General features: G+C 56.2%; 24 protein-coding genes. 18 read left to right on the plus strand and 6 right to left on the minus strand.

All coding sequences use genetic code 11. The features are described 5' to 3' along the window. Positions 1-78 precede the first annotated feature (78 nt). Both leuB and QMZ18_RS04455 read left to right on the plus strand, forming a co-directional pair. Positions 79-1,191, plus strand: a complete 1,113-nt coding sequence (leuB, locus tag QMZ18_RS04450; protein ID WP_282605019.1) for a 3-isopropylmalate dehydrogenase — start codon at positions 79-81, stop codon at positions 1,189-1,191. 71 nt (positions 1,192-1,262) lie between these two features. Next, complete coding sequence (locus QMZ18_RS04455) at positions 1,263-1,460, plus strand: hypothetical protein (protein ID WP_282605020.1); 198 nt, start codon at positions 1,263-1,265, stop codon at positions 1,458-1,460. 113 nt (positions 1,461-1,573) lie between these two features. Here the strand turns inward: QMZ18_RS04455 and QMZ18_RS04460 are convergent, their stop codons facing one another. Further along, positions 1,574-1,903 (minus strand): DUF962 domain-containing protein, encoded by a 330-nt coding sequence (locus QMZ18_RS04460; protein ID WP_282605021.1) that lies wholly within the window; start codon positions 1,901-1,903, stop codon positions 1,574-1,576. Positions 1,904-2,035: 132 nt separating this feature from the next. On the opposite strand from QMZ18_RS04460, the gene QMZ18_RS04465 reads away from it, so the two are divergent. After that, positions 2,036-3,052, plus strand: coding sequence for an aspartate-semialdehyde dehydrogenase (locus QMZ18_RS04465; protein WP_282605022.1), 1,017 nt, complete (start codon positions 2,036-2,038; stop codon positions 3,050-3,052). Between the two features lie 119 nt (positions 3,053-3,171). Further along, positions 3,172-4,581, plus strand: a complete 1,410-nt coding sequence (locus QMZ18_RS04470; RefSeq protein ID WP_282605023.1) for a tetratricopeptide repeat protein — start codon at positions 3,172-3,174, stop codon at positions 4,579-4,581. A gap of 12 nt (positions 4,582-4,593) precedes the next feature. Here QMZ18_RS04470 and QMZ18_RS04475 read toward each other — a convergent pair whose 3' ends face one another. Both QMZ18_RS04475 and pdxY read right to left on the minus strand, forming a co-directional pair. After that, positions 4,594-5,607, minus strand: coding sequence for an adenosine deaminase (locus QMZ18_RS04475; protein WP_282605024.1), 1,014 nt, complete (start codon positions 5,605-5,607; stop codon positions 4,594-4,596). Between the two features lie 57 nt (positions 5,608-5,664). Further along, positions 5,665-6,549 (minus strand): pyridoxal kinase PdxY, encoded by an 885-nt coding sequence (gene pdxY / locus QMZ18_RS04480; RefSeq protein WP_282605025.1) that lies wholly within the window; start codon positions 6,547-6,549, stop codon positions 5,665-5,667. A gap of 228 nt (positions 6,550-6,777) precedes the next feature. On the opposite strand from pdxY, the gene QMZ18_RS04485 reads away from it, so the two are divergent. The 10 genes from QMZ18_RS04485 (at position 6,778) to QMZ18_RS04530 (ending at position 17,284) form a co-directional block, all read left to right on the plus strand. Beyond that, on the plus strand, positions 6,778-7,326 hold the full coding sequence (locus tag QMZ18_RS04485; protein WP_282605026.1) for a GbsR/MarR family transcriptional regulator: 549 nt from the start codon (positions 6,778-6,780) through the stop codon (positions 7,324-7,326). A 71-nt stretch (positions 7,327-7,397) separates the two neighbouring features. Further along, the gene (locus tag QMZ18_RS04490; protein WP_282605027.1) at positions 7,398-8,123 is read left to right on the plus strand and encodes a DUF4166 domain-containing protein; all 726 of its coding nucleotides are present in this window, start codon (positions 7,398-7,400) and stop codon (positions 8,121-8,123) included. 4 nt (positions 8,124-8,127) lie between these two features. Beyond that, positions 8,128-10,011 carry a TIGR01777 family oxidoreductase gene (locus tag QMZ18_RS04495; RefSeq protein ID WP_282605028.1) on the plus strand — a complete coding sequence of 628 codons (1,884 nt, stop codon included), beginning with the start codon at positions 8,128-8,130 and terminating at the stop codon, positions 10,009-10,011. Between the two features lie 419 nt (positions 10,012-10,430). After that, positions 10,431-11,318 carry a CoA ester lyase gene (locus QMZ18_RS04500; protein WP_282605029.1) on the plus strand — a complete coding sequence of 296 codons (888 nt, stop codon included), beginning with the start codon at positions 10,431-10,433 and terminating at the stop codon, positions 11,316-11,318. A 71-nt stretch (positions 11,319-11,389) separates the two neighbouring features. Next, entirely contained in the window at positions 11,390-12,439 is a 1,050-nt protein-coding gene (locus QMZ18_RS04505) for a MaoC family dehydratase (protein WP_282605030.1), read from the plus strand. Between the two features lie 1,168 nt (positions 12,440-13,607). Further along, complete coding sequence (gene sdhC / locus QMZ18_RS04510) at positions 13,608-14,000, plus strand: succinate dehydrogenase, cytochrome b556 subunit (protein WP_282605031.1); 393 nt, start codon at positions 13,608-13,610, stop codon at positions 13,998-14,000. After that, positions 14,000-14,380, plus strand: coding sequence for a succinate dehydrogenase, hydrophobic membrane anchor protein (sdhD, locus tag QMZ18_RS04515; RefSeq protein ID WP_282605032.1), 381 nt, complete (start codon positions 14,000-14,002; stop codon positions 14,378-14,380). The genes sdhC and sdhD overlap by 1 nt, the downstream gene beginning before the upstream one ends. A 3-nt stretch (positions 14,381-14,383) precedes the next feature. After that, positions 14,384-16,210, plus strand: a complete 1,827-nt coding sequence (gene sdhA / locus QMZ18_RS04520) for a succinate dehydrogenase flavoprotein subunit (protein ID WP_282605033.1) — start codon at positions 14,384-14,386, stop codon at positions 16,208-16,210. A 52-nt stretch (positions 16,211-16,262) separates the two neighbouring features. Further along, positions 16,263-17,042: a succinate dehydrogenase iron-sulfur subunit gene (locus QMZ18_RS04525; RefSeq protein WP_282605034.1), complete on the plus strand. Its 780-nt coding sequence runs from the start codon at positions 16,263-16,265 to the stop codon at positions 17,040-17,042. Positions 17,043-17,092: 50 nt separating this feature from the next. Then, positions 17,093-17,284: a hypothetical protein gene (locus QMZ18_RS04530; RefSeq protein WP_282605035.1), complete on the plus strand. Its 192-nt coding sequence runs from the start codon at positions 17,093-17,095 to the stop codon at positions 17,282-17,284. A gap of 20 nt (positions 17,285-17,304) precedes the next feature. Here the strand turns inward: QMZ18_RS04530 and serA are convergent, their stop codons facing one another. Continuing rightward, positions 17,305-18,549, minus strand: a complete 1,245-nt coding sequence (gene serA, locus QMZ18_RS04535) for a phosphoglycerate dehydrogenase (protein WP_282605036.1) — start codon at positions 18,547-18,549, stop codon at positions 17,305-17,307. 245 nt (positions 18,550-18,794) lie between these two features. Continuing rightward, the gene (locus tag QMZ18_RS04540) at positions 18,795-19,322 is read right to left on the minus strand and encodes a superoxide dismutase family protein (RefSeq protein ID WP_282605037.1); all 528 of its coding nucleotides are present in this window, start codon (positions 19,320-19,322) and stop codon (positions 18,795-18,797) included. 312 nt (positions 19,323-19,634) lie between these two features. On the opposite strand from QMZ18_RS04540, the gene QMZ18_RS04545 reads away from it, so the two are divergent. From QMZ18_RS04545 to QMZ18_RS04555, 3 genes are all read left to right on the plus strand, one after another. After that, positions 19,635-20,270, plus strand: coding sequence for an FMN-binding negative transcriptional regulator (locus QMZ18_RS04545; RefSeq protein ID WP_282605038.1), 636 nt, complete (start codon positions 19,635-19,637; stop codon positions 20,268-20,270). A gap of 248 nt (positions 20,271-20,518) precedes the next feature. Next, a complete protein-coding gene (locus QMZ18_RS04550) occupies positions 20,519-22,057 on the plus strand; it encodes a hypothetical protein (protein ID WP_282605039.1) in 1,539 nt (512 codons plus the stop codon). A gap of 106 nt (positions 22,058-22,163) precedes the next feature. Continuing rightward, entirely contained in the window at positions 22,164-23,186 is a 1,023-nt protein-coding gene (locus QMZ18_RS04555) for a glycerophosphodiester phosphodiesterase family protein (RefSeq protein WP_282605040.1), read from the plus strand. Between the two features lie 20 nt (positions 23,187-23,206). Here QMZ18_RS04555 and QMZ18_RS04560 read toward each other — a convergent pair whose 3' ends face one another. Next, on the minus strand, positions 23,207-23,413 hold the full coding sequence (locus QMZ18_RS04560; protein WP_282605041.1) for a DUF6494 family protein: 207 nt from the start codon (positions 23,411-23,413) through the stop codon (positions 23,207-23,209). A 343-nt stretch (positions 23,414-23,756) separates the two neighbouring features. On the opposite strand from QMZ18_RS04560, the gene QMZ18_RS04565 reads away from it, so the two are divergent. Then, positions 23,757-24,503 (plus strand): SDR family oxidoreductase, encoded by a 747-nt coding sequence (locus QMZ18_RS04565; RefSeq protein WP_282605042.1) that lies wholly within the window; start codon positions 23,757-23,759, stop codon positions 24,501-24,503. Positions 24,504-24,525 lie beyond the last annotated feature (22 nt).

Here is a 24,525-nt window from a genome sequence, read left to right on the forward strand (position 1 = left end):
TAAAGAACTGACGCGGTGCCGGCCCCCCTGGTCAGGCAGCGCGCGCGTATTAAGATTCTAGCGGGGAACTTCTGAGACATGGCATCCAATAAAAAACTTCTGGTTCTTCCGGGCGACGGTATCGGTCCCGAGGTGATGCGCGAAGTGCGCCGCGTTGTGGATTGGTTTGATAAGCGTCAGGCTGTCGGCTTCGATCTTGAGGAAGATCTGGTCGGCGGTGCCGCGCTCGATGCCCATAACGTTCCCCTGACCGACGACACTATGGAAAAGGCCATGAATGCGGACGCCGTGCTGCTGGGCGCGGTCGGCGGGCCGAAGTGGGATGATCTGGATTTCAGCATCAAGCCGGAACGCGGCCTGCTACGCCTGCGAAAGGAAATGCAGCTCTTTGCCAATCTGCGGCCGGCCCTTTGTTTCGATGCGCTGGTCGACGCCTCAACCCTGAAGTCCGAGATCGTGTCCGGCCTGGATATCATGATCGTCCGGGAACTGACCGGTGGCGTATATTTCGGTGAGCCACGCGGTATTGAGGATCTGCCTAATGGCGAGCGCCGGGGCATCAACACTCAGGTCTACACCACTTCGGAAATCAAGCGGGTCGCGGCCGTAGCCTTCGACCTTGCCCGCAAGCGCGACAACCGGGTTTGCTCGGTCGAAAAGGCCAATGTCATGGAATCCGGCGTGCTCTGGCGCGACGAAGTAACCAAGCTGCATGCCGCCGGCTATGACGATGTGGAACTGTCTCATATGTACGCGGATAACTGCTCGATGCAGCTGGTTCGTGCGCCGAAGCAGTTCGACGTCATCGTCACGGACAATCTCTTCGGCGATATGCTGTCAGATACGGCGGCCATGCTGACCGGATCGCTCGGCATGCTGCCCTCCGCGTCTCTGGGCGACGTAGACGAGAGCGGCCGCCGCAAAGCCATGTACGAACCAGTGCATGGTTCCGCCCCTGATATCGCAGGTGAGGATAAGGCAAATCCGCTGGCCACCCTGCTGAGTTTTGCCATGATGTTACGCTATTCCTTCGATCTGGGGGCCGATGCAGATCTGATCGAAAATGCGGTTAAGCAGGTCCTGAATGATGGTCAGCGGACTGGCGATATCGTGGCTCCGGGTTCGAACCTGGTCTCAACTACGGGGATGGGCGACGCCGTGTTGGCAGCACTCGACAGCCTGGCGGCATAATGCCGGTTTGACGCCGAAGCTGTTCACGCGTAGTCTTGCTGCAGTTGCGAAGCTTGAAAGGAAACGAAGAAATGAGAAAGTCAGTTGCAGTGACTGCGGCCGCATTGACTCTTGTCGCGTTCCTGCTAGCACCTGCGGCGGTCTATGCCTGTAGCGGAATGAAATCCGCGCAGAACGATACCCAGACCGCACAAACCCTGATTCCGACTACCACCACCAGCACTGGCTCGGCGCCGATGACTCTGAAACCGGAGACTACGGCGAACTGACGCATGCGCTTCAAGGAATGGTAACGGGCCGCCCTTGAGGCGGCCTTTTTTTTGGCCCGTTGATTGAAACCGATTTGGACGGATCCAGTGGGATGAGGAATAAATACGATGACCTAATCGAGATTGTAACGCGTGCGTTCGCGGCCCAGGCGGCCGGTGATGAACAGCGCGAACATGCGGAAATCGCTAATGAACGACCACCAGGGATGGGTAAAGGTCGTCGGCGTATTCCGCTCAACCATGGCATGAGCGATCCAGGCGAAAGCATAGCCGGTTACCAGGGCAAACGGCAGGAGCCACCAATGCGTCGTGACAATGGCGATTACCAGCAGCACCAGACCCAGGCCCGTGCCGATGGCATGAAGCAACTGGGTGGTCGGTTTGCTGTGTTCGGCCAGATAGCGTGGCCAGAATGCGCGATAGTCGGGACTGCGTTCCGCCATGGTTTTCTTCACTTTCCAGAGAGTTTTCGGGCCACGTGGCCGGTTTGTCTCTCTGGTTATCTTGCATATTTGCTCGATCCCGCTTAATTCAACGCCGGAAATCGAGATTGATCAAGTTGGTAGATATTAGACATGGCTTATAAAGTAGCGGTAGTGGGTGCAACGGGCGCCGTTGGACGGGAACTTATGACGACGCTGTCGGAGCGCAAGTTTCCCGCCTCCGAAGTGGTCGCGCTGGCTTCCGAGCGTTCCGCCGGATCCGAAGTTTCCTATGGTGAAGATCACGTTTTGAAAGTTCAGAACCTGGCCACCTTCGATTTCGCTGGTATCGATATCGTGCTGTCCTCTCCGGGTGCGAAGGTCTCCGCCGAGTATTCCCCCAAGGCCGCGCAGGCCGGTGCCGTCGTGATCGACAACACCTCGCACTTCCGTATGGATCCGGATGTTCCGCTGATCGTGCCGGAGGTGAACCCCGAGGCGCTGGCCGGCTACACCAAGCGTAACATCATCGCCAATCCCAACTGTTCGACCATTCAGCTCGCCGTGGCTCTTAAGCCACTGCACGAACTGGCTAAGATTAAGCGGGTCGTGGTTGCGACCTATCAGGCGGTCAGTGGTGCCGGTAAGGACGGTATGGACGAACTCTTCAACCAGACCCGGGCGATCTTTGTGAACGACGCCATCAAAAAGGAACAGTTCACCAAGCAGATCGCGTTCAACGCAATTCCACATATCGATAGCTTCATGGACGACGGCTATACGAAGGAAGAGTGGAAGATGATGGTTGAGATCAAGAAGATCCTTGATCCGGCAATCAAACTGACCTCAACCTGTGTCCGTATTCCGGTTTTCATTGGTCACAGTGAAGCCGTGAACATGGAGTTCGAGCAACCGATTACCGTTGAACAGGCACGTCTCGCGCTCCGGGAGCAGGACGGAATCACGGTCATCGATCATCGCCAGGATGAAGGATACGTAACGCCTGCCGAATGTGCCGGCGAGGACTCGACTTATGTCAGCCGGATTCGGACCGATCCGACCGTGGACAACGGCCTTTCCATGTGGGTCGTTTCCGACAATCTGCGCAAGGGTGCAGCGCTGAACACTGTTCAGATTGCGGAATTGCTGGTACGGGAGCACTTGAGTTAAATCGGTTTCGCCTTCACTGAGATTAGGCACGACCATGGCGGGCTGGCGGCGGCGTTACCTCATTTCCCAATTTATCTGTGACGCCGCCGGATTCGATTGTCTTTAAGAGTGGAGACTCTATGGCGAGTGACATTGCGGATCAGGTAACGCCTGACCAGCTGTTTCAACGCGCGGCAGCGCTGCATCGGCAGGGTAAGATCGATCTCGCCATTATTGCCTACCGCAAGATTCTTCAGATGGCGCCCGAACACGCCGGAGTCTGGGGCAACCTGGGTGTGGCACTCCGCACCAAGGGAGACTTTCCAGCGGCTGTGATTGCTTACAAGCGTGCGCTTGAGATTGTTCCCGGCGATCCGGGGATTACCGGGAACCTGGGCAACGCACTCAAGGACATGGATCGCCTGGAAGAAGCGCTCGATGCTCATTGCAGAGCGGCTGCGGCACAAGCGGACGACTTCAACATCCGATACAACTACGGCATCGCACTGCGTGAGTCGGCGCTCTACGAGCAATCACTGGTCGAGTTGGAGGCGGCGATCGCGCTGAAGCCCGGCGACCCACATCCTCGGTGGGACCGGGCTATTGCACTTTTGCACCTGGGCCGGTTTCGCGAAGGCTGGGCCGCCTACGAGACTCGTTGGCAGACTGGCGAGCTTCCCAAGCGGCCTGTCGCTGTGCCCCGCTGGCAGGGTGAAGGCTTCGAAGGCAAAACACTGTTGGTTTTTGCCGAGCAGGGTTTCGGCGACTCCATCCTAACCAGCCGTTTTATTCCTTTGATAAAGGAGCGTGCCGGAGAAGGCGCCGCGGCCGGCAGAGTTATCCTGGAATGCAAGGCACCGTTGCAGGACCTCTTTTCAGATATCGAGGGCATTGACCGAATGGTCGAGCCGGGCGAATCAGACGACGATTACGACCTCGAGGTGCCGATCATGTCCCTGCCGGGGATTTTCGGGGCGTCGGATGAAAATCTGCCGCCACCACCCAATCTCCATATTCCGGACTATGCGCGGCAGAAGGCGCAGGTGCTGCTGCGCCAGGACGCGCGTTTCAAGGTCGGGATCGTCTGGTCCGGCAGTGTAACCTTTAAAGGCAATCGCAAGCGTGCGGTCGGTGTCGAGAATTTCCTGCCCTTTGCCGAGGTATCGGGTGTGGATCTTTACGCATTGCAAAAAGGCCCAAGATCCGGGGATTTGGAAATTGCAGGCGGCGGTGCAGTCGTGACGGCAATCGGCGAGCAGCTCGACAGCTTCGCCGAAACGGCTGCTGTGCTCAATGAATTGGATCTGGTGATCATGACGGACAGTTCGGTCGCGCATCTCGCCGGGTCCCTGGGGCGTCCGGTCTGGAACCTGCTTAATAAGGCGACCTACTGGCTCTATCGGGGCGAAGATGAGACGACGCCCTGGTATCCTTCGATGAAGCTGTTCCGGCAAGACGCCGCCGGCGAGTGGGAGCCTGTGTTCGAACATGTTCGCCAGGCGTTAACTACCGCAGTCGCTGCGAAACGCGCCGGCCGCTGGCCGGAATAATCTCTCGCCGCTTTAAGCCTGCGCCAGATAGCCATCCAGACGCGCCATCAGCTTCGCCTTACGACCTTCAGAGATGAAGGAAGCCTCGAAGGAATTGCGGGCGAGAAGTGCGAGTTCGTCCCGCGTCAAATTTAACGCGCTCTGCATCGCCTTATAATTTTGGTTCACGTAGCCACCAAAATAAGCGGGATCGTCCGAGTTCAGGGTTGCCATCAAGCCGGCGTCCAGCATGCGGCGTAACGGGTGGTCTGCGAGGTCTTTGACCACTGCCAGACTTAAGTTGGAGAGCGGACAGACTGTCAGCGGCATGGCTTCGTGCGCCAAACGTTCGATCAGCGCGGCATCTTCCAACGCACGGTTTCCATGGTCGATTCGATCGACCTTCAGAAGATCCAAAGCTTCGAAAACATAATCCGGCGGTCCCTCCTCACCCGCATGGGCGACGATGCGGAAGCCTTCGTCCTTGGCCAAACTGAAAACCTGCTGGAATTTGGCCGGCGGATGCCCTTTCTCAGAAGAATCCAGGCCGAAACCGATTATCTTTTCGCGATGCCGCAATGCTATGGAAAAAGTTTCCAGGGCTTCTTCTTCGCTCAAATGACGCAAGAAACAAAGAATGAGTTCGGAGGAGATCCCCAGATCGCGCTCTGCGTCGTCCATGGCCCTTGCAATACCGTTGACCACGGTATCGAAATTAATGCCACGCACCGTGTGGGCCTGCGGGTCGAAAAAGATTTCTGTGTGGATGACGTTGTCCGCACGGGCGCGTTTCAGATAAGCCACGGTGAGGTCATAAAAGTCCTGTTCGGTGATCAGAACTTGCGCCCCCTGATAATAGAGATTGAGGAATTCCTGCAGATTGCTGAAGCTGTAGGCGGCTTGCACTTCTTCGACAGAGGCATAGGGCAAGACAACTCTATTGCGTTCTGCCAGAGCAAACATCATATCGGGCTCAAGAGTGCCTTCGATGTGCAGATGCAGTTCGGCCTTGGGCAGGCCGTCGATGAAGTTGTGCAGTTCCGTCATGTCTGTTCTCTCTGTTCGCGCGCCTCAATCGTGTTTTGATCTAAGGGGAGCGGAAGGTCAATCCAGGATACGAGTAACTTCGATATGCTTTCGGCTGGGCGAGGCAATTTTGTCTTGCGCTGCGACGAGGCAGAGTTCAGCCGAACCATTGCGTTGAGTCGTTGCTATGACCGCGTAAAGTGCCGCCGTGGCATTCTGTAGTGCCAACTCTGCGTCACCTTTACTCCGCAGGAAGCCGGCGAGGAACAGGGCAGCGAAAAGATCGCCCGTACCCTTTACGGGAGGTTCTAAGTCCAGTTTGGATGTGATGGCCAGATGGACTTCCTCGCGGGTCACGGACAGGATACCGATGCGGTCGTTTGCGCCCGGAATGTCTGAGTTGACGGCGACCGACGTGACCACCACAGCCTTGAGCCGGTTCTGAGGATCGTTGAGTAGGCGCCGTGAGGCCGTTATCGCCGTAGCTTGGTCGCGAACATCCGATTGTGCAAGAAGACCGAGTTCGAAAAGGTTCGGTGTGATGATGTCTGCGAATTTCAATGCCTTTTCGCGCATGAAGCCGGGAATCTCCGGCTGAACATAGACCCCTGTGTCCGCATCACCCATCACCGGATCGCAGAGAAACATCGCATCAGGGTTGGCTGCTCTGACCGCCGCAACCGTATCCAACAGAGCTTCGCCTAGTCCTGCTGTGCCCAGATAACCGGAGAGGATCGCTTCGCAGTTGCAAAGAACACCACGCCGTTCGATGCCTTTGAGCAGGTCGGCAACCTGACAGGCGGCATAAACCTCTCCTTCCCAGTCTCCATAGCCCGGATGATTGGAGTACTGCAGGCAATGCACCGGCCAGACTTCAAAGCCCATGCGCTGCAGAGGAAAGACAGCTGCTGCATTGCCGACATGGCCGTAACAGACGTGGGATTGGACAGATAGAATTGCCATCTGAGTTCCGTGATATCGCCAAAGCTAAAGAGGCCTAGGTACTGTTTTAAACAGTTTGAACAAAATAGATTAAATTTCAACTTCTTAGACGCGTAGGAGCGCGCAAACCCGATCGATCTCGGAATTGGACAGGAACTATCAGAGGATATTGGATCTTACTGTGCCAGGCTTGGAATTGACTCTTGAGGTCGATTGACTGTAAAGTAAGTTTATTCAGTAAATTCTGTCATGAAAGAAATAACAGAAGAAATGAAACTAACACCAGTTATGGAAAAATATATTCTGCATTGGGGGGAGATGGGCACGCGCTGGGGCGTCAATCGCTCGGTGTCGCAGGTTCATGCTCTGCTGTATCTCCATGGCAAACCGATGTCCGCAGAAGAAATTGCCGACACCTTGAACATGGCACGTTCTAACGTCAGTAACAGCTTAAAGGAATTACTCACCTGGGGTCTGGCCGCCCGGACTCATGTGATGGGGGATCGGCGCGATCAGTTCCTGGTTAAGGGTGAAACATGGGACATGCTGATCACTATTGTAGAGGGGCGCAAAGCACGGGAAATCGACCCAACCTTGACCATGCTCAGACAGTGTGTGGAAGAGGTGCAGAACGACCGTGAAACGCCCGAAGATGTCAAAGCCCGTATCGCCGGCATCCTGGCGTTTATGGAAACCTTGACGAGTTGGTATGAGCAGGTCAGTCGACTGCCGAAACCCGTACTCATTAAATTGTTAAAAATGGGGCGCAAGGTCTCAAAGTTCGTGATCAAAAAGTAAAAAATTTTATCTGATATTTCTGTCTATACAGAATTTTCTGATAATACAGGTAATAAAGAGAGGAGAGCGAGATGAATGCAGGTAGCTTCACTCAACGGGTTTTGAGGACAAGATTGCCTGGGTCGCGACGCTCTGCCGCTGAGAAACGAATTGCGAAACGCCAAGGACCGCACTCGGATCCGAGAGAAGGGGCTCACGAAAAGCATGATTTTGATGCTCTGGTTGGCAAAAGCGGCTGGAGACGCCTCCCAGCCTCGATCCAGATGCGCTTTGCCAGCAGCTCAGCCGCCGACGATGTTACCTACCAAGGCACGATGCAAAGTGTGCGCCGATCCTGGGCGGGATATTTCATTGCACAGTTCTGCCGTCTTTTTGGGACACCCTTGACTCCATTTGACGGGGTCGATGTTCCCATTGAGGTCCGCGTTCATAGCAACCCGGCAAAGGGCGGAATGGTCTGGGACCGGATCTATTTCTTTCCCGGCCAAGTGCCGATAGCGGTCACCTCGACCAAGATTTTCACAAGCGACAATATGCTTCTGGAGTGCGTTGGCGGCGGTTTTGGCATGCGCCTGAAGGTTTTTGAACGCGACTGCAAGCTGCACTTTCTGAGCCGGGAGTATTTTTGGAGGTTTGGCAGGTTTTCGATCCACTTGCCTCATTGGATAACGCCCGGTGTCGCGCACGTGATTCACAGCGATCTCGGCGATGGCTGGTTCAGGTTCCAAATGACGATCCGGCACCGCTACCTGGGTGTGACCTTCACTCAAGACGGTACCTTTAAGGAGAAGGAGTGACGCGATGAATACGGCCCTTATTCTCTTCGCTGTCCAGGGTTTGGTCGGCTTCTTCGACAATCTATGGCATCACGAGATCACCGAGAAACTGTCTTCTAAGCCAGACGCCCGTGCCGAACTGAAGTTGCACACCATCCGCGAGTTTCTCTATGCCGTGATCTTCATTGGGATCGCCTGGTTTGCATGGCAGGGTGCCTGGGCTTTTGTTCTGTTGGTCCTGTTGGCGATTGAAGTCCTGGTCACGCTTTGGGATTTCGTGATTGAAGATCAGACGCGAAAACTTCCGAAATTCGAACGGATCATCCATACGGTGCTCGCTGTCAATTTCGGTGCAATTCTAGCCTTTTTTCTGCCAGTTGTCTGGCAATGGAGCGGCGCGGAGAGTGGATTTACCGCCGTGAACTACGGGGCGCTGTCCTGGATCATGACAGCCTACGGCCTGGGTGTGTTTGCTTGGGCACTCTATGACCTTTGGGTTGTCGTGCGGTTGTCGCTGCCGGAATGGAAAAGAAGCCCAATCCTTCCCGGTCGTAAGCAGGAACCGTTGAGTATCCTGGTGACCGGAGCGACCGGGTTCATCGGCCGAGTGTTGGTGCGTGCGCTGGTCGAACGCGGCGATAAAATTATTGTTCTGGCTCGAAACACAGCGAAGACTGATTATCTCTTCGGGCCGCATGCCGAAAGTATCTGCATGCTTGATGATATTCCGGCGAACAGGAACATTGATGCGGTGATTAATCTGGCCGGGGAGCCTCTTCTGGGCGGTTTGTGGAGCAAACACCGAAAAGAAAAGATGATTTCGAGCCGGGTCGACACCACACAAGCACTGATGTCGTTGATGCGCCGCCTAAATCGGCGGCCTCAAGTTTTGATCAATGGTTCGGCCGTGGGCTATTACGGCCGGCGTAACGATGAGCTCGTACGCGAGAACGGACGGCCGCAGGACATCTTCATGTCCAGACTCTGCTGTGAATGGGAACAGGCGGCCGGGAAAGCGGATGGTCTTGGCATTCGGGTATGCCTGCTGCGGATCGGATTGGTTTTCGGGCGTGGCGGCGGCGCCTTTCCCCAACTCGCACGACCGATCAAGCTGGGTCTCGGTGCGGTGATGGGAAGTGGCCGCCAGTGGATGTCCTGGATTCATTTGGAGGATCTGGTGCGCCTGATCCTTTTCGTCCTGGACCGCGATGATGTTTCCGGGCCGCTTAACGCAACCGCTCCGATGCCGGTTACGAACGAAGGCTTTTCCCAAAAGCTTGCCGTGCAAGCAAAAAGACCGCTTCTGTTTCGTCTGCCGGCCTTCGTCCTCCGCGGTCTGTTGGGGGAATTGGCGGACCTCTTTGTTGCTGGTCAAAGGGTGGTACCCCAGAAGGCCGAAGGTTACGGTTTTAAGTTCAATTGGCCCAGCCTCGAGGATGCTCTGGGCAACTTGATGCGCAGTGATGCCACTGCGCAATTGGCAGTCCTGTCCAAGCAGGATGATATTTGCTGGGTGTACTACGACGATGCCTGTGAGATCTGTGCGGGCGAGATTGGACACTATCAAAAGGAAGCTCGACGCAACGATCTGGCCATTGCATTTCATGGTATTAGTGGCGATCAAAATGCCCTGGCGGCCTATGGACTGAGCCAAACCGATGTCTTACGTCGCCTCTATGTCTTTAATGTCGACGGGCGACTTGTCAGCGGCGTCGATGCCATGGCCGCCATCTGGGCAGTTATTCCAAAATATCGCTGGGCAGCGCGACTGGTTTACCTGCCGATCATTCATGAGGCCTGTGAAGTGTTGTACGACGCCGTTGCCGTACAAGTCCTTGTCCTCTGGAATGCCTGCAAAGGACGGGGACGGGACAGACGAAACGGGAGTAGGAATGCGGCCCATGGTTGACGGCCAATGCATGCTGGTTGGCGATGAAGGGGTTCAATGAGCAATACCTTCTCTGTAGCGTGAGCGTCTCGGCCCTGCACTCTAGTTGGGTTTGCCGCTTCCTGGCGCGTTTCACCCCTTCACGAAGCAAGGGAGAGGTCGAGTGGCGGGTGTCACCACTACTTTGTTCGGATTGAGCTGCGCTGGCCGGGCAAGTTGATCCAGTATGAAGGCCAGTGACAAATTTCGAAGAGTGGTCCCTTGAGCAGCTGACATTCATATACGCAGCAAGGCATATACGCAGTCAGGAGCGGGTGCCGCATTATGCTGCATAGCAGCAATTTGCCGCTTTATGTCGTCTTGTGTTTTTTATATGGTCTTGGCTTTCCTGGAGAAGGGACCTTCTTCGGGCAGTTAATTTGAGCCATCAGGAAGATCTAATGACTTCATCCGCCAGACCGCGCCGCTCGGTCCTTTACATGCCAGGATCCAACGCCCGTGCTTTGGAAAAGGGCCGGGGGCTTCCCGCGGACGCCCTGATTCTGGACCTTGAAGACGCGGTGGCACCCGACACCAAGGAACTTGCGCGAAATCAGATCGTGGCGGCGGTCTTGGCCGGTGGCTACGGGGCGCGCGAAATTATCGTGCGGGTCAATGGGTTGGATACACCCTGGGGCCAGGAGGATGTCGCGGCGATTGCAGGCTGTGGCGCGGATGCCATCCTACTGCCAAAGGTCGAGTCCGCGGCCATGGTTCAGAAGCTTGAAGCGTTGATGGTGTCATCGGGTGCGGCCGAAGACATGGCGATCATGTGCATGATGGAAACACCCTTGGGAGTTTTACGCGCCGACGAGATTTCGGGCGCCAGTGGTCGTTTGTCCTGTCTCGTCATGGGCACCTCGGATCTTGTGAAGGATCTGCAGGCGGCTCATACGCCTGATCGTGCGCCGGTTCTGACGTCGCTTAGCCTCTGTGTTCTGGCGGCGCGGGCGTATGGTCTGGCGATTGTAGACGGCGTCCACTTGGACCTGCAGGACGATAGCGGGTTTGCCGCGTCTTGCCGCCAGGGGCGCGAACTCGGGTTTGACGGTAAAACACTGATCCATCCTAAGACAGTTGCCGCTGCAAACGCGGCCTTTGCACCAAGCGTGGACGAGATCGCCTGGTCGCAAAAGATTATTGCGGCCCACAGCGAAGCTGCGGCAGAGGGCAAAGGTGTTGTCGTGGTCGATGGCAAGCTGATCGAAAATCTGCATGTGGAAAGCGCTCAGCGTTTGGTGGCCCTGGCCGGCAAGATCGAAGAGCTTGCCTCTGGGGCTGCCCACTGAATTTGCCGGTTTGGATGCGAGCGCAGAAACGATCCCTTTACAAGTATGACGATGAAACGGGTGTCCGATATATGAGTAAGACCAATCCGGGAAATTATTTTGAGGACTTCGCCCTGGGGCAAAAGCTGCCGCACGCTACTCCCCGTACGGTGAGTGAAGGTGATCAGGCGCTCTACACCGCGCTCTACGGTTCTCGCTTCGCTTTGCAGTCTTCAGACGAATTCGCACGGAGTTTGGGCCTGGCGCGAGCACCCCTGGACGATCTGCTGGCTTTTCATGTTGTCTTTGGCAAGACCGTGCCCGACATCTCGCTCAACGCGATCGCCAATCTGGGGTATGCGAACTGTGTCTTTGGGGCACCCGTTTATCCAGGTGATACCCTGTCAACCGTAAGCGAAGTCATTGGATTGAAAGAGAATTCCAACGGCAAAACCGGCGTGGTCTACGTGAACTCCCGTGGCGTCAACCAGCGCGGTGACATGGTCCTCGACTATGTGCGCTGGGTGATGGTGCGCAAAAAGGATGCGTTGTCGGACGCGCCCGCACCAAGCGTTCCAGAGCTTCCTGGATCGGTCGCTGCGGATGCCTTGGTCGTGCCCGAGGGGCTGAACTTCAATGCTTTTGACACGACACTGGCCGGCGCCCCGCATCGTTGGGGTGATTATAAGGTTGGCGAGAAGATCGACCACGTCGATGCCATGACCATCGAAGAGGCCGAGCATCAGATGGCGACACGCCTATATCAAAACACGGCGAAGGTGCATTTCAACAACCACGTGGAAAAGGAAGGCCGCTTCGGGCGCCGCATTGTTTACGGCGGTCACGTTATCTCCTTGGCTCGTGCTTTAACGTTCAATGGCTTGGGGAATGCGGTCAAGATTGCGGCGATTAACGGCGGTGCCCACACAGCGCCAAGTTTTGCAGGCGATACGATCTACGTTTGGTCTGAAGTGCTGGACAGATTTGAGGTGCCCGGACGTAGCGACATCGGTGCCCTTCGTTTGCGAAGCGTCGCCGCCAAGGATCGCGCTTGTGCGGATTTTCCTGGCAAGGCCGAGGGCGGCGGCTACGACCCGGCTGTGGTGCTGGATCTTGACTACACGGTTCTTCTGCCACGATAGGCAGGTCTTCGGGCGTCTGTTGCGCCTTCTTTAACTGTTATGAAGAAGTCGAGAGTGGAGCGCGGGTAGAGTTTATTCATGAGAATAAAGAATCACCCACGGTGAGTCCGTCTGATCAGGGCCCGCTCCAACACCAAAAAGAATGAAGCGCCGGGTGCAGAGGGGGCGAGCCCACTGCGTTGTGTCCGGTGAGGGACACAGCCCGACGCTTCGAGAGCCTTGCGGCCCAGCACTTGAAAGCAGCTGGGCGTTTACGTATCCGAACCCTGGATATCAGACCTGGCGAAGCCGACACCGACATTGTCCTGACACTCGGACCCGAAGGCCCTCCATCACCCTACCGAGGGTACAAGCTTCACTCTCCGACCAACCGGCATTTCGGTCTGCGCGCGAACCAGAGGCCCGCAGCCGCGTTCCAAAACTATTCCAGACCAGCGCCGTCCCGAAGGCCGGCAATTCCAGAGCCCCGCCAAAACAAAGACCCGAGAGCCTCCGTTCAGTCAGTCCCGCAAGATACGAGACCTTGCGAAACCTGGACCCCTTCTACTTCTCCGAAGAGAAGCCAAGTCCGTAAACGGTGCCACCCCATCGCAGGGCGAAGACGTGGACCCGACCGGAAGGACGAGGCGCGAGCCGTTCGTACCTCCGATATCGAAGAGTCGTTCCCGAAGGAATTTCACTCCGACCGCCGGACAAGAAATCCCCGAAGGAACCTTTGTCCTTAAAACCGCTTCAGATGCCCTTCTAACGGAGAACCGCAAGAATGGGCGTTTCTGGAACTGTTTCAACGCTTTCGCGTGCAAGAAAAGAGTCGCTTTTTTAACCAAGATTTACAAGAAAACTGTCGTAGTTATTTTAAAATATCTGTGCACAAAATAGCTTTTATTTCACAGGGTGTCCCCAATTTATGCACAGTATTATCCACAGGGTGGGCGGTGCAACATCAGTAAAATTGCCCTTCACCACAACATTTTGTGGTATAAATACGGAAATCAACGCAAGTGATAATCATTCCTACCGCATTGCAGCAGATATGACGATCACTTGACAGGCCCCAAGTTGACTAATGCTGTGCCGCGGTCTAAATCAGTTCGGGCATTGAGACTTCAGTAAAGTATTGAACTTATAAGCTGGAGCTTACGGGTCCTCGAGTCGGGAAGAGCAATCCATGGCAACCACGAATCGGCCTCTATCGCCACATCTGCAGGTCTACAAGCCGCAGTTGACGTCGGTCCTATCCATTCTGCACCGGGGAACCGGGGTCGCGCTGGCGGTGGGGACACTGCTTTTGATCTACTGGTTGGCTGCGGCGGCGAATGGCCCCGAGAGCTTTGCGCAGGCGCAGGGTTTGATTGGTTCATGGATCGGCCGCCTGTTGCTATTCGGCTGGACTTTTGCGCTGTTCTATCACCTCTGCAACGGCATCCGTCACCTCTTTTGGGATGGTGGCTACGGTCTGGAGTTGCCCGATGTCTACCGTTCGGGCTGGATGGTTGTGATCGGCAGCTTTGCATTGACGATCGTTTCCTGGCTGTTTGGTTATTTCGGAGGAGGTCTCTAATGTCTCTTCGCTCTCCTATCGGCCTTGTTCGTGGTCTTGGGTCCGCCAAGGAAGGTGTGTCGCACTGGTGGTCGCAGCGTTTGACGGCCATTGCACTGGTTCCTTTGACACTTTGGTTCGCGGCTGCGATTGCCGGCCACGTCGACGCTGATCACGCGGCGATGACCGCCTGGATGAGTTCGCCGATTACGGCGGCACTCTTTATTCTGCTGATCGTTGCGACTTTCTATCACGCCTATCTCGGGCTTCAGGTCGTGATTGAGGACTACGTGCATAGCGAAGGCCTAAAGATCGCCAGCGTGATCCTGATCAAAGGCGCCTGCATTGTTCTGGCGCTGATCGGCGTTCTGTCCGTTTTAACACTGCTTTTCGAGGGCTAAGCGATGAGTTCCGCAGGAAACGATTCCTCAAACGGCGCTTCTGCTGCCCCCGCTTATGATATTGTCGATCATACCTACGACGTTGTTGTGATCGGCGCCGGCGGTGCTGGCTTGCGCGCTACCTTGGGTCTGGCGGAAGCTGGCCTGAAGACGGCCTGTATCACCAAGGTGTTCCCAACCCGAAGCCACACGGTTGCGGCTCAGGGCGGTGTTTCGGCATCGCTGGGCAATATGGGCGAGGACGATTGGCGCTGGCACATGTACGACACCGTTAAGGGGTCGGACTGGCTGGGCGACCAGGACGCGATCGAGTACATGGTGCGTGAAGCGGTTCCGGCTATCATCGAGCTGGAACACTATGGCATGCCGTTCAGCCGGACCGAAGACGGCAAGATCTATCAGCGCCCCTTCGGCGGCATGACGACACGCTTCGGTGAGGGCATTGCCCAGCGGACCTGCGCAGCAGCCGACCGGACCGGTCACGCGATGCTGCACACGCTCTATCAACAGAGCCTGCGCCGGAACGCGGAGTTCTTTATCGAGTACTTCGCTATCGACCTGATCATGGAAGAAGGTTCCTGCCGCGGCGTGATCGCCTGGAACCTGGATGACGGTAAGATCCATCGTTTCCGCGCTCATAAGGTTATTCTGGCGACCGGCGGTTATGGCCGGGCTTACTTCTCCTGTACCGGCGCACATACCTGCACCGGCGACGGCAGCGGTATGGCACTGCGGGCCGGTCTCTACTGTCAGGATATGGAGTTCGTTCAGTTCCATCCGACCGGTATCTACGGGGCGGGCACTCTTATAACTGAAGGTGCGCGTGGCGAGGGTGGTTACCTTACCAACTCCGAAGGCGAACGCTTCATGGAGCGCTACGCACCTTCGGCCAAGGATCTGGCCAGCCGTGATGTGGTCAGCCGGGCCATGACTATGGAGATCCGCGACGGCCGTGGCGTCGGTGCCAACAAGGACCACATCCACCTGCATCTCGAACATCTTGAGCCTGCCCTGCTGCACGAGCGGCTGCCCGGCATTTCGGAATCGGCGCGCATCTTTGCCGGCGTCGATGTGACAAAGGAACCGATTCCGGTGTTGCCGACCTGTCATTACAACATGGGTGGCGTTCCGGCCTTATTGACCGGAGAGGTCGTGACCGAAAAGGACGGTGATGCCAATACGGTTGTCCCGGGTCTGATGGCGATCGGTGAAGCGGCTTGCGTCTCGGTCCATGGTGCAAATCGCCTTGGTTCAAATTCGCTACTCGATCTGGTTGTCTTCGGACGCTCAGCAGCCAAGCGCTGTGCCGAGGTTATGACGCCCGGAGAAACCCACCGGCCGCTGCCAGCGGACTCAGCTGACTTATCCCTTTCACGGCTCGACAAAATGCGTCACGCCAAGGGCGAACTGCCAACGGCGGCGTTGCGTCTCGATATGCAAAAGGCCATGCAGAGTCACGCGGCGGTCTTCCGGACCGGCGAGGTCCTCCGCGAAGGCGTCGAGAGTCTGGCAACGGTTTGGGGTAAGCGTGATTCCATCGGTATCCAGGATCGCTCAATGATCTGGAACTCGGATCTGGTCGAAGCGCTGGAGTTGGACAACCTGATGTATCAGGCGTCGGTTACCATGTCTTCTGCTGCAAATCGCGAGGAAAGCCGCGGCGCCCATGCGCGCGAGGATTTTCCAGACCGGGATGATGTGGACTGGATGAAGCATACCCTTGCAGCCTGCGACGAACAGGGCAACGTAAGCTTTGCCTATCGTCCGGTGACCCTGAGTACCATGACCAACGAAGTTCAGACCTTCCCGCCGAAAGCACGGGTTTATTAGCAGCTGTCGAGTTTCAGAGAGCTAGAAAAGACGAAGGCGTAAGGAGAGATCGATGGCTGAATTTGCCCTGCCGGCCAACTCGAAGCCCAAAGGCGGCCAGACACATCCGGCGACCGGATCCGGTGGCAACATGAAGACCTTCAAGGTCTATCGCTGGAATCCGGACGATGAGGCCAATCCCAGCGTTGATACCTATCAGGTCGATATGGACGACTGTGGTCCGATGGTTCTCGACGCCTTGATCAAGATCAAGAATGAGACGGATTCGACTCTGACCTTCCGGCGCTCTTGCCGTGAAGGTGTCTGTGGTTCCTGCGCCATGAACATCGACGGCACCAACACCCTTGCCTGTACCAAATACATCAGCGACGTTGATGACGAGGTTAAGGTTTATCCCTTGCCGCACATGCCTGTGGTGAAGGACCTGGTTCCCGATCTGACGCATGTTTACGCCCAGTACACCTCAATCGAGCCTTGGCTGAAATCCTCGTCGACTGCGCCCGAACGCGAACGTCTGCAGAGCCCGGAAGAACGCGAAAAGCTTGATGGCCTCTGGGAGTGCATCCTCTGTTTCTGTTGTTCGACATCCTGCCCCAGCTACTGGTGGAACGGTGATCGTTATCTGGGTCCGGCAATTCTGCTGCAGGCCTATCGCTGGATTGCCGATAGCCGCGACGAAGACGCCGGCAACCGGCTGGACGATTTGGAAGATCCCTTCCGTCTGTACCGCTGCCACACCATCATGAACTGTACCCGCACCTGTCCTAAGAGCCTCAATCCGGCTAAGGCGATCGCGGAAATCAAGAAGCTGATGGTCGAGCGTAAAGGTTAGTCTGTGCACCGACTGCAGTAAGTTGGAACAATCTTTAACCGGAGGCGCCTGTGACCATACGTACGCCCGGTGATACGGACTCTTTTGAGCGCTATTACCTGAAGAATGTCGCGCAGAGCGAAGGCTGCGGCTGCGCCGAAGGTGTCCTGCGCAAGACCCGGCCGATCAAATTCGGTGACTCCTTATCTGAAATCGCCGTGGCCTTGAAGAAGCGTTTTGGAAGATCGAAGGTCTCGGATTAGAGACTGGATTTTATCACCTGCTATACCCGATTCAGCAGGCGCGCACGGATCGTACCCGTCAATGAACGAATCTCGGTCAGGATGTCAAAGGCGTCGTCAACCTGGCCTTCGGCATCCAGGACGACATAACCGATCTCGCCATTGGTCTGATAGTGCTGTGCGACGATATTGATTTTGCGGCTGGCGAAAACCTTGTTGAGCTTGCCCAGTTCGCCTGGTGCATTTCGCTGCACCTGGATGAAGCGGGTGGCAGAACCGCCGCTCGACAATTGGACTTCCGGAAAATTCACCGCACCGACCGTGGAGCCTACGTCGGAATACTCAACAAACTTGCGCGCAACTTCTTCACCGATGCGTTCCTGCGCTTCCTCGGTGGAGCCGCCGACGTGTGGCGTTAGGATAACATTGTCGAGCCCCCGCAACGGATTGACAAACTCTTCACTGTTGGATTTGGGCTCACTGGGGAAGACATCAACAGCAGCGCCGGCGAGGTGTCCATCGCCAAGCGCAGCGGCCAGCGCCGCAATATCCACCAGCGTCCCGCGCGCGTTGTTGATCAGGAAGCTGCCCGGCTTCATGGCACGGATTTCTTTCTGCCCGAACATGTTCCTTGTGTCCGGAGTCTCGGGGAGATGTAGAGACACCACATCTGCCCGTGCCAACAGGGCCTGCAGATTGCCGGTCGGCATAGTGTTGCCGTGACGCAGTTTATCCGCCCGGTCGAAATAGATGACCGCCATGCCCATGGCTTCGGCCAGGACGGCGAGCTGTGAGCCGATGTTGCCGTATCCTACGATGCCCAGGGTCTTGCCGCGAATTTCGCGACTACCGGCTGCCGATTTGGACCAACGCCCTCCATGGGCCGCGCTTGATTTATGGAAGGTGCCGCGCATCAGCATGACGATCTCGGCGATTGTCAGTTCGGCGACGCTGCGGGTGTTGGAGAAGGGGGCGTTAAATACCGGGATGCCGCGGGTCGACGCGGCACCCAGGTCGACCTGGTTCGTGCCGACGGAAAAGCAGCCAACCGCAACCAGAGTGTCCGCCGCCGCCAACACGTCTTCGGTCAACTGCGAGCGTGAACGGATACCCAGTATGTGAACGCCCTTTAACGCCTCGATCAGCGCAGATTTGTCCAGGGCTGTCGCCATATGCTCGATATTACTGTAGCCGGCGCCCTCCAGAACATCGCGTGCCGTTGGCGAAATCCCTTCCAGCAGCAGACAGCGGATCTGGTTCTTGGGTCGCGATAACCCCTTGTTCATGGCCGTCCCTTGGATCTCGGTCAAATGGAGGCGTGCAGGTCATCCGGTCTGGCACGCGCTTGATGGCAGTGGCGCTTTGGCAGCGGTGTTGAGGCTTGTCTTATAGTCATTCTCCGGGTGAGATCAACGTCTCTTAGGATCCTTGTTCGGTTAAGATCTGGGAGGACGAGTTTGGTGCGATTCTCGTCGGTTGCTTCCTCGGCGGGGGCGTGGAGAAAGTGACCCTCTCCAGCGCCCCGTCAGCCTTAAGATCGCAATTTCACAACTCCACAGGCGACGCGGCTTCCGGCGCCGGCCGAGTTGCCGTAGCTATCGGCATTGGCATGAATGACTATGGCCGAGCCATCCTTGTCAAACAGTGCCCCGTGCGCATTTCTTTCCAGCGATACCTCACGGGTCAGGAATTCGGCTGCCGCACTGCCGTCTCCATGGGCGACGAGATTTGGCAAATCACCGGAATGTGCGCCCTGTCCTGTGTAGCCGTGCCCCTGCCCATCGGCATCGAAATGACCTCCAGCGGCCTCGAAGTCAGGGTCGCAGGCGCCGGTCTCATGGATGTGGAAACCATGTGCTCCGGGTGTCAGGCCAGAGATCTCGACACGCAGGAGCAGGGCATCGGACATCTGTGTAAGGATCACGGTTCCCATCTCAGTACCCTCGGGGCTTTTCATCCGGGCGATAGCCTGCACCTGTCCGGCGTCGGAAGCGGCGGGTGAAAGGAATATGCCGGAAAGGCCAAGGACGAGAGTGGTCGCGGAAACAATCGATTTCATCTGGAAAACTCCAATCTGGGTCATGAGTGAAGTAAACAAGTGAAGAGGGTTGGTTATTCGACGGTTTGCTGGCGATATTAGCTCGCTAAATCAATATCTTGACCGTTCTGCGACAAATTGACCGGCCTCTACCGCAGTTGAGCGGTGGGCGATTAAGTGATTTTTCAAGCCGAAATGGCCCTGTCATTTTGATAAAGATGGATCTTTTAAGATAGCCATTATGGCGATACATCTCGACCTTGCACACGAGCTGACTGCCATTCTGCCGATAGCGGCAGGCACCCTTTTCTCAACGGCCTGAAAGCGCATCTGATGTATGTCCCGGACTCCTTTGCCCTCACCGATCCCGATGAGGTCCGCGAGGTCATCCGCAGTTATGACTTCGGACTTCTGGTGACGGCACCAGATGGCGTACCGAACGCCACCCATCTGCCGTTTGTGCTGGATGAATCTCTTGGACTGCAGGGTACGCTCCTTGGTCACATGGCCCGGCCGAACAGCCATTGGCGAGATTTCGATAGCGAAGCGCAAGGCAAGGAAGCTTTGGTCGTGTTTCAAGGGCCGCATAGTTACATTTCGCCTAGTTTGTACGGACCTGAAGCGAAGGCTGTGCCGACATGGAACTATGTCGCCATTCACATTTACGGCCACCCACGCATAGTTCGTGCGCAGGATCGGGTCATGGCTTTGCTCGACCGCATGGTCAAAAAGCATGAAGCGGAATTCGAACGGCCATGGTCTCTCGAGCGCTTGGATAGCGGTTTCGTTCAGGCTCTGACGCGGGGCATAGTTTGTTTCGAGATACCGATTGAGCGGATCGAGGCGAAGGCGAAGCTGTCTCAAAACAAAGAAATCGAGATGCAGCGCAACGCCGCTTCGGTGCTTTCCGAAGGCACCGCGGACGCCCGAAAGCTGTCCGCATTGATGATGAAGGGTTTGGCCGGTTAAGTCGCCCACCGTTGTTCACAACACATCGTCCATCGGATTATTGCATCTGTAACTTGTACTCCAGGTCCGATTCCGCCTAGCTTAGATCGAATTATGGTTTGCCGGAGCCACCTTATGGTTTCGCCGAAACATGTGAATCCGCTCTTCCTCGATTGGTTAGAGTCGATTCACCGGGGTGACAGATTGCCAATGGCGAACCCGTTCAACCCGGATCTACTCTAGGCTGCGAGGATTGGATGGGAGATAAAATGTTGCGGATTGTTTTGGGCGCTTGGACCCTGATTTGCGCGCTGTCTTTTTGGGTCGTGTTACCTGCGGCGGCAGACGAGGATGCAACGAAGATCAAGGATGGTATCGAGTGGTACCTGGATTCGGCGTTGGCTGGATATCCCGGTGTTGAGCTGCGCCGAAGCGTAGAGGTGACACCTATCGAAGGCGAGTATGAAGTTGCCATCAAGGCATTGACCATCGCGGAGCGCGATATTCCCGAAGGCGAAACAGCCGACAATTTTCTGCTTGGAGATGTATTCGTCCGCGTGAAGCCGCTGGAAAATGGGGACTATCGCTTTCACTCGGTGCGCATTCCAGAAGAAATCCGCGTCGAGAATCCTGAAGACAGCGCTGATTCGCTTGTTTTGCGTATCGGACTTGAAAAGTTCGAAGGCGTGATGGCACGAAGCGTTGGATATCTTTGGGATTATGACTTTCTTGCCAGCAATTTTTCTATGACGCTTAACTCTGCCATGCCGGGGGCAGCGTCCGGCAGCGTAGAGAGTGTCGCAGTACGGATTGCCGAAGTTACAAGCACTTCGGATTTCCAGCAGCCCAAGGAAAATGCCGTCGATCAGCAAATGGTCTTCAATCTGAGCGAATTTTCCGCGGATTTTGGCGGCGGGTCCGTCTTACGGATCGGTAAGGGCACGACCGAATTCGATCTTTCAGCCAATGATGTGGCTGCGATGACCCAGGCTCAGGAGTCTCTGAACAGCTATGGCCAGGGTTTCGCCGAAAGCGCTGAGCAGGATCTCATGCCTTTCATGCGCACCGGCCTCGAGTTTTTCGAAGCTATAACCAAGTTTGTTGAACGTGCGAATTTTGAGAATCTGACATACGACAGTCCAGATGCAAAAGGCGGCGTCGAAGAGGCCAGATTCGGATGGGAGATCCAGGATCTGGATAAAGATCTCTCGGTGCAAGAGCTTCTGATCTCGACTCGAGGTTTCTTTGTTTCGCTGCCCACCGACCCAGCAATGGACGCGGCACTTAAGATGTTGCCACGGCGTTGGACATTACCTGTGAGGCTCGAACGTTTTCCCGCCAAGGCAATCATGGAAGATACACGCGCGTTGCTGGATGACATTTCCTCTCCGAAAGAGCTCGATCAGGGCGGTCCGCGGGTTGATGGCTACCATGAGAAAATCAAACAGCGAATCAATGAGGCGGGCACCATTCTGTTACTTAATGGCCAGTCCATCGAATCCGACATCGTCACGGCGACCATGGATGGGACACTCAGGATCAATCCGGACAATCCAATCGGCGTCGAAGGGACTCTGACTGCTCAGGCACTGGGTTTGATGCAGCTTTTCGAGCAGGCGCAGACGATACCGGATCCCCAAGCAGCACAGCAGGTGATGCAGGGTGCCATGGTGCTGCTGTCGACCGGCGAGACCGAACCCGGCACTCAGGTGCCATCAGTCACAAACTATCTCATCGAGTTTACGCCGGATGGCGCCATAATCTTGAACGGCAATCAGATGCATCCACCGCCTGCCCCTGCGCAGTAAGGCTGTGCGTATTGCTTAGACTTACCTTTAACTTGTTCGAAACCATGGAAAGCAAATGAAAAGATTGATGTCCTGTCGATTTTCGGAGATTTTGGATTTGTGCTCGATGGCTTTGCATCGTTCCGTATTGAGTGTGCTGCTGGCAGCTTTAATGTTTCCGACGATTGGCGGATCCGCGGTTGCTGCCGATAAGATGGTTTTCGATCTGCCAGCATTCGATGCCCAAGGGCATCGTGGCGCCCGGGGATTGCGTCCAGAGAACAGTTTGCCGGCCTTCGATGTGGCACTTTCGATCGGCGTGACGACGCTGGAGCTCGATACAGTGGTCACTAAGGATTCAGTGGTCGTGGTGCATCATGACCGGCGCCTCTATGCGGACAGGACAAGGGACGAGTCCGGTAAATGGCTCGAGGAGCCTACGCCGGCCTTCAACAGCCTGAACTTCGATGAACTGGCGGGTTACGACATTGGAACGGCGAAACCCGGCGGCAAGGTTGCGAAACGCTTCCCCGATCAAGAAAGTCAGGAGGCTGTGCGGATTCCAGCTCTGGCGGAGGTGTTGAAACTCGGCGAAGAACGCTCCGGCGGTAAGATTCGTTACAACATCGAAACCAAGATCTCTCCTCTTGCGCCTGGCGAGACACCGGATCCGGCGATCTTTGCCCGGTTGTTGGTCGAGACGATCCAGGCGGCGGGCATCGATGGCGGACGTGCCGCTGTGCAGTCCTTCGACTGGCGGACGCTTGTCGAGGTCCAGAAGATCGCACCTGAGATTCCAACCGTCTACCTGACCGCCGAGCAGCGCTGGCTGGATAACGTTGCGCGCAGCGGCGGCGCGCCCTCTCCCTGGACGGCAGGAACGAAGATCGGTGACGCAGACGACGCGGTTCCGGCCGCAGTGGCGGCCCTGGGTGGCGCTGTCTGGTCGCCCTATCACAAGGATCTCAGTGATACGGCCCTAAAGGCGGCGCAGTCTGCCGGTCTCAAGGTTGTCGTATGGACCGTGAACAATCCTGCGGATATGGCAGCGCTGATAGACCGCGGAGTGGATGGGATTATCACCGACTACCCTGACCGGCTGCGCAAGGTCGCAGCCGATAAGGGATTGGATCTGCCGCCCAGTTTTTGAGGCTGTGGACCTGTCTGCAATCAGGACAGGTTGATTTCTCCGTCGATGTCCTCTGATAGGCCGATCGCTTCGATCTTCAGAGTCACCTTTGCCTGAACGGCCGTCTTTCCGTTGAGGCTGCCGCTATCGATAGCGGCGCGGACGGCCTGCTCGATTTCCCGTTGTGATGTCACGCCAACCTTCTTCAGGAACTTGCGCAGAGACATATTGAAGATGTCTTCGTCCATTCGAACTCTCCATTTTGCAATTGTCGAAGCCACCGTACGGCGGCGCCATTCGGTCAGAAAAAACATGCCATGCAAGCTTCGGCAATGTCTTTTTGACCGCCCGGAGGCGATAGGACCACTCGACACTGCCGCTTTTGGATGATCTGCCATTGCATCGATACACTTCAACTCTTGCCCGGAAACAGCCAAGGCGTAATCTGTGGTCGGCAACGTTTTATTCTTGAGCGAAATCGTTCTTGATTGAAGCGATCAGGAACGTGAAGCGCCCTATAACCATTTGATGAAGAGTCTGAGTCACGTTTTCACTGAATCTCGGACAAACGATCAGACTCTAGAGGATGAAATGTCAAAAGTTGCGATCGTTACCGGCGGGGCTCGGGGAATTGGGGCCGCGATCTCAAAACTTGCTGCGGCGCGGGGTTATGCTGTCTGCGTGAACTTTCAGTCCAATTCAGGCTCGGCAGAAAACGTCGTTGCCGAGATCGTCGCAGAAGGTGGCCGGGCGATTGCTATTCAGGCTGATGTATCCGATGCGGATGACGTTGCGCGGCTGTTCGATGAAAGTGAGCAGGCCCTGGGTAAAGTAACAGCATTAGTCAACAACGCGGGCATCACCGGGAAAATCAGCCGACTGGATGAGGCAGATGTCGCCACGCTTCAGCGGACGATGGACATCAATGCCATGGGAGTGATGCTGTGTTCCAGGGAAGCGGTGTTGCGTATGTCGCGCAAGCACGAAGGTTCAGGTGGCGCGATCGTATCAATTTCCTCCGGCGCAGCAACACTCGGCAGCCCTGGTGAGTTCGTCTGGTATGCCGCGTCGAAAGGGGCGGTTGACAGCTTCACCCTTGGCCTTTCCAAGGAGGTCACAGGCGAAGGTATCCGTGTCAACGCCGTGTCTCCCGGCTTGACCGAGACGGAGTTGCACGCCTCAGGCGGAGAGCCCGGTCGGGCCGACCGCCTTGCACCGGTGATACCGATCGGACGGGCTGCGTCACCTGAGGAAGTAGCGAACGCGGCTATCTGGCTCTTGTCTGATGAAGCCTCTTACATCAGTGGCGCCATTCTCCGTTGTGCCGGGGGGCGCTGACGGAAAACGCGATAACTCGGGC

The organism is Pelagibius sp. Alg239-R121, from assembly GCF_947331435.1.
Taxonomy (GTDB): Bacteria; Pseudomonadota; Alphaproteobacteria; order Kiloniellales; family Kiloniellaceae; genus Denitrobaculum.

What these genes read in the sequence shown, in the direction of transcription:
- leuB (WP_282605019.1), top strand. Translation starts at nt 79, where the DNA reads ATGGCATCCAATAAAAAACTTCTGGTTCTTCCGGGCGACGGTATCGGT.
- QMZ18_RS04455 (WP_282605020.1), top strand. Translation starts at nt 1,263, where the DNA reads ATGAGAAAGTCAGTTGCAGTGACTGCGGCCGCATTGACTCTTGTCGCG.
- QMZ18_RS04460 (WP_282605021.1), bottom strand. Translation starts at nt 1,903, where the DNA reads ATGGCGGAACGCAGTCCCGACTATCGCGCATTCTGGCCACGCTATCTG.
- QMZ18_RS04465 (WP_282605022.1), top strand. Translation starts at nt 2,036, where the DNA reads ATGGCTTATAAAGTAGCGGTAGTGGGTGCAACGGGCGCCGTTGGACGG.
- QMZ18_RS04470 (WP_282605023.1), top strand. Translation starts at nt 3,172, where the DNA reads ATGGCGAGTGACATTGCGGATCAGGTAACGCCTGACCAGCTGTTTCAA.
- QMZ18_RS04475 (WP_282605024.1), bottom strand. Translation starts at nt 5,607, where the DNA reads ATGACGGAACTGCACAACTTCATCGACGGCCTGCCCAAGGCCGAACTG.
- pdxY (WP_282605025.1), bottom strand. Translation starts at nt 6,549, where the DNA reads ATGGCAATTCTATCTGTCCAATCCCACGTCTGTTACGGCCATGTCGGC.
- QMZ18_RS04485 (WP_282605026.1), top strand. Translation starts at nt 6,778, where the DNA reads ATGAAAGAAATAACAGAAGAAATGAAACTAACACCAGTTATGGAAAAA.
- QMZ18_RS04490 (WP_282605027.1), top strand. Translation starts at nt 7,398, where the DNA reads ATGAATGCAGGTAGCTTCACTCAACGGGTTTTGAGGACAAGATTGCCT.
- QMZ18_RS04495 (WP_282605028.1), top strand. Translation starts at nt 8,128, where the DNA reads ATGAATACGGCCCTTATTCTCTTCGCTGTCCAGGGTTTGGTCGGCTTC.
- QMZ18_RS04500 (WP_282605029.1), top strand. Translation starts at nt 10,431, where the DNA reads ATGACTTCATCCGCCAGACCGCGCCGCTCGGTCCTTTACATGCCAGGA.
- QMZ18_RS04505 (WP_282605030.1), top strand. Translation starts at nt 11,390, where the DNA reads ATGAGTAAGACCAATCCGGGAAATTATTTTGAGGACTTCGCCCTGGGG.
- sdhC (WP_282605031.1), top strand. Translation starts at nt 13,608, where the DNA reads ATGGCAACCACGAATCGGCCTCTATCGCCACATCTGCAGGTCTACAAG.
- sdhD (WP_282605032.1), top strand. Translation starts at nt 14,000, where the DNA reads ATGTCTCTTCGCTCTCCTATCGGCCTTGTTCGTGGTCTTGGGTCCGCC.
- sdhA (WP_282605033.1), top strand. Translation starts at nt 14,384, where the DNA reads ATGAGTTCCGCAGGAAACGATTCCTCAAACGGCGCTTCTGCTGCCCCC.
- QMZ18_RS04525 (WP_282605034.1), top strand. Translation starts at nt 16,263, where the DNA reads ATGGCTGAATTTGCCCTGCCGGCCAACTCGAAGCCCAAAGGCGGCCAG.
- serA (WP_282605036.1), bottom strand. Translation starts at nt 18,549, where the DNA reads ATGAACAAGGGGTTATCGCGACCCAAGAACCAGATCCGCTGTCTGCTG.
- QMZ18_RS04540 (WP_282605037.1), bottom strand. Translation starts at nt 19,322, where the DNA reads ATGAAATCGATTGTTTCCGCGACCACTCTCGTCCTTGGCCTTTCCGGC.
- QMZ18_RS04545 (WP_282605038.1), top strand. Translation starts at nt 19,635, where the DNA reads ATGTATGTCCCGGACTCCTTTGCCCTCACCGATCCCGATGAGGTCCGC.
- QMZ18_RS04550 (WP_282605039.1), top strand. Translation starts at nt 20,519, where the DNA reads ATGTTGCGGATTGTTTTGGGCGCTTGGACCCTGATTTGCGCGCTGTCT.
- QMZ18_RS04555 (WP_282605040.1), top strand. Translation starts at nt 22,164, where the DNA reads ATGGCTTTGCATCGTTCCGTATTGAGTGTGCTGCTGGCAGCTTTAATG.
- QMZ18_RS04560 (WP_282605041.1), bottom strand. Translation starts at nt 23,413, where the DNA reads ATGGACGAAGACATCTTCAATATGTCTCTGCGCAAGTTCCTGAAGAAG.
- QMZ18_RS04565 (WP_282605042.1), top strand. Translation starts at nt 23,757, where the DNA reads ATGTCAAAAGTTGCGATCGTTACCGGCGGGGCTCGGGGAATTGGGGCC.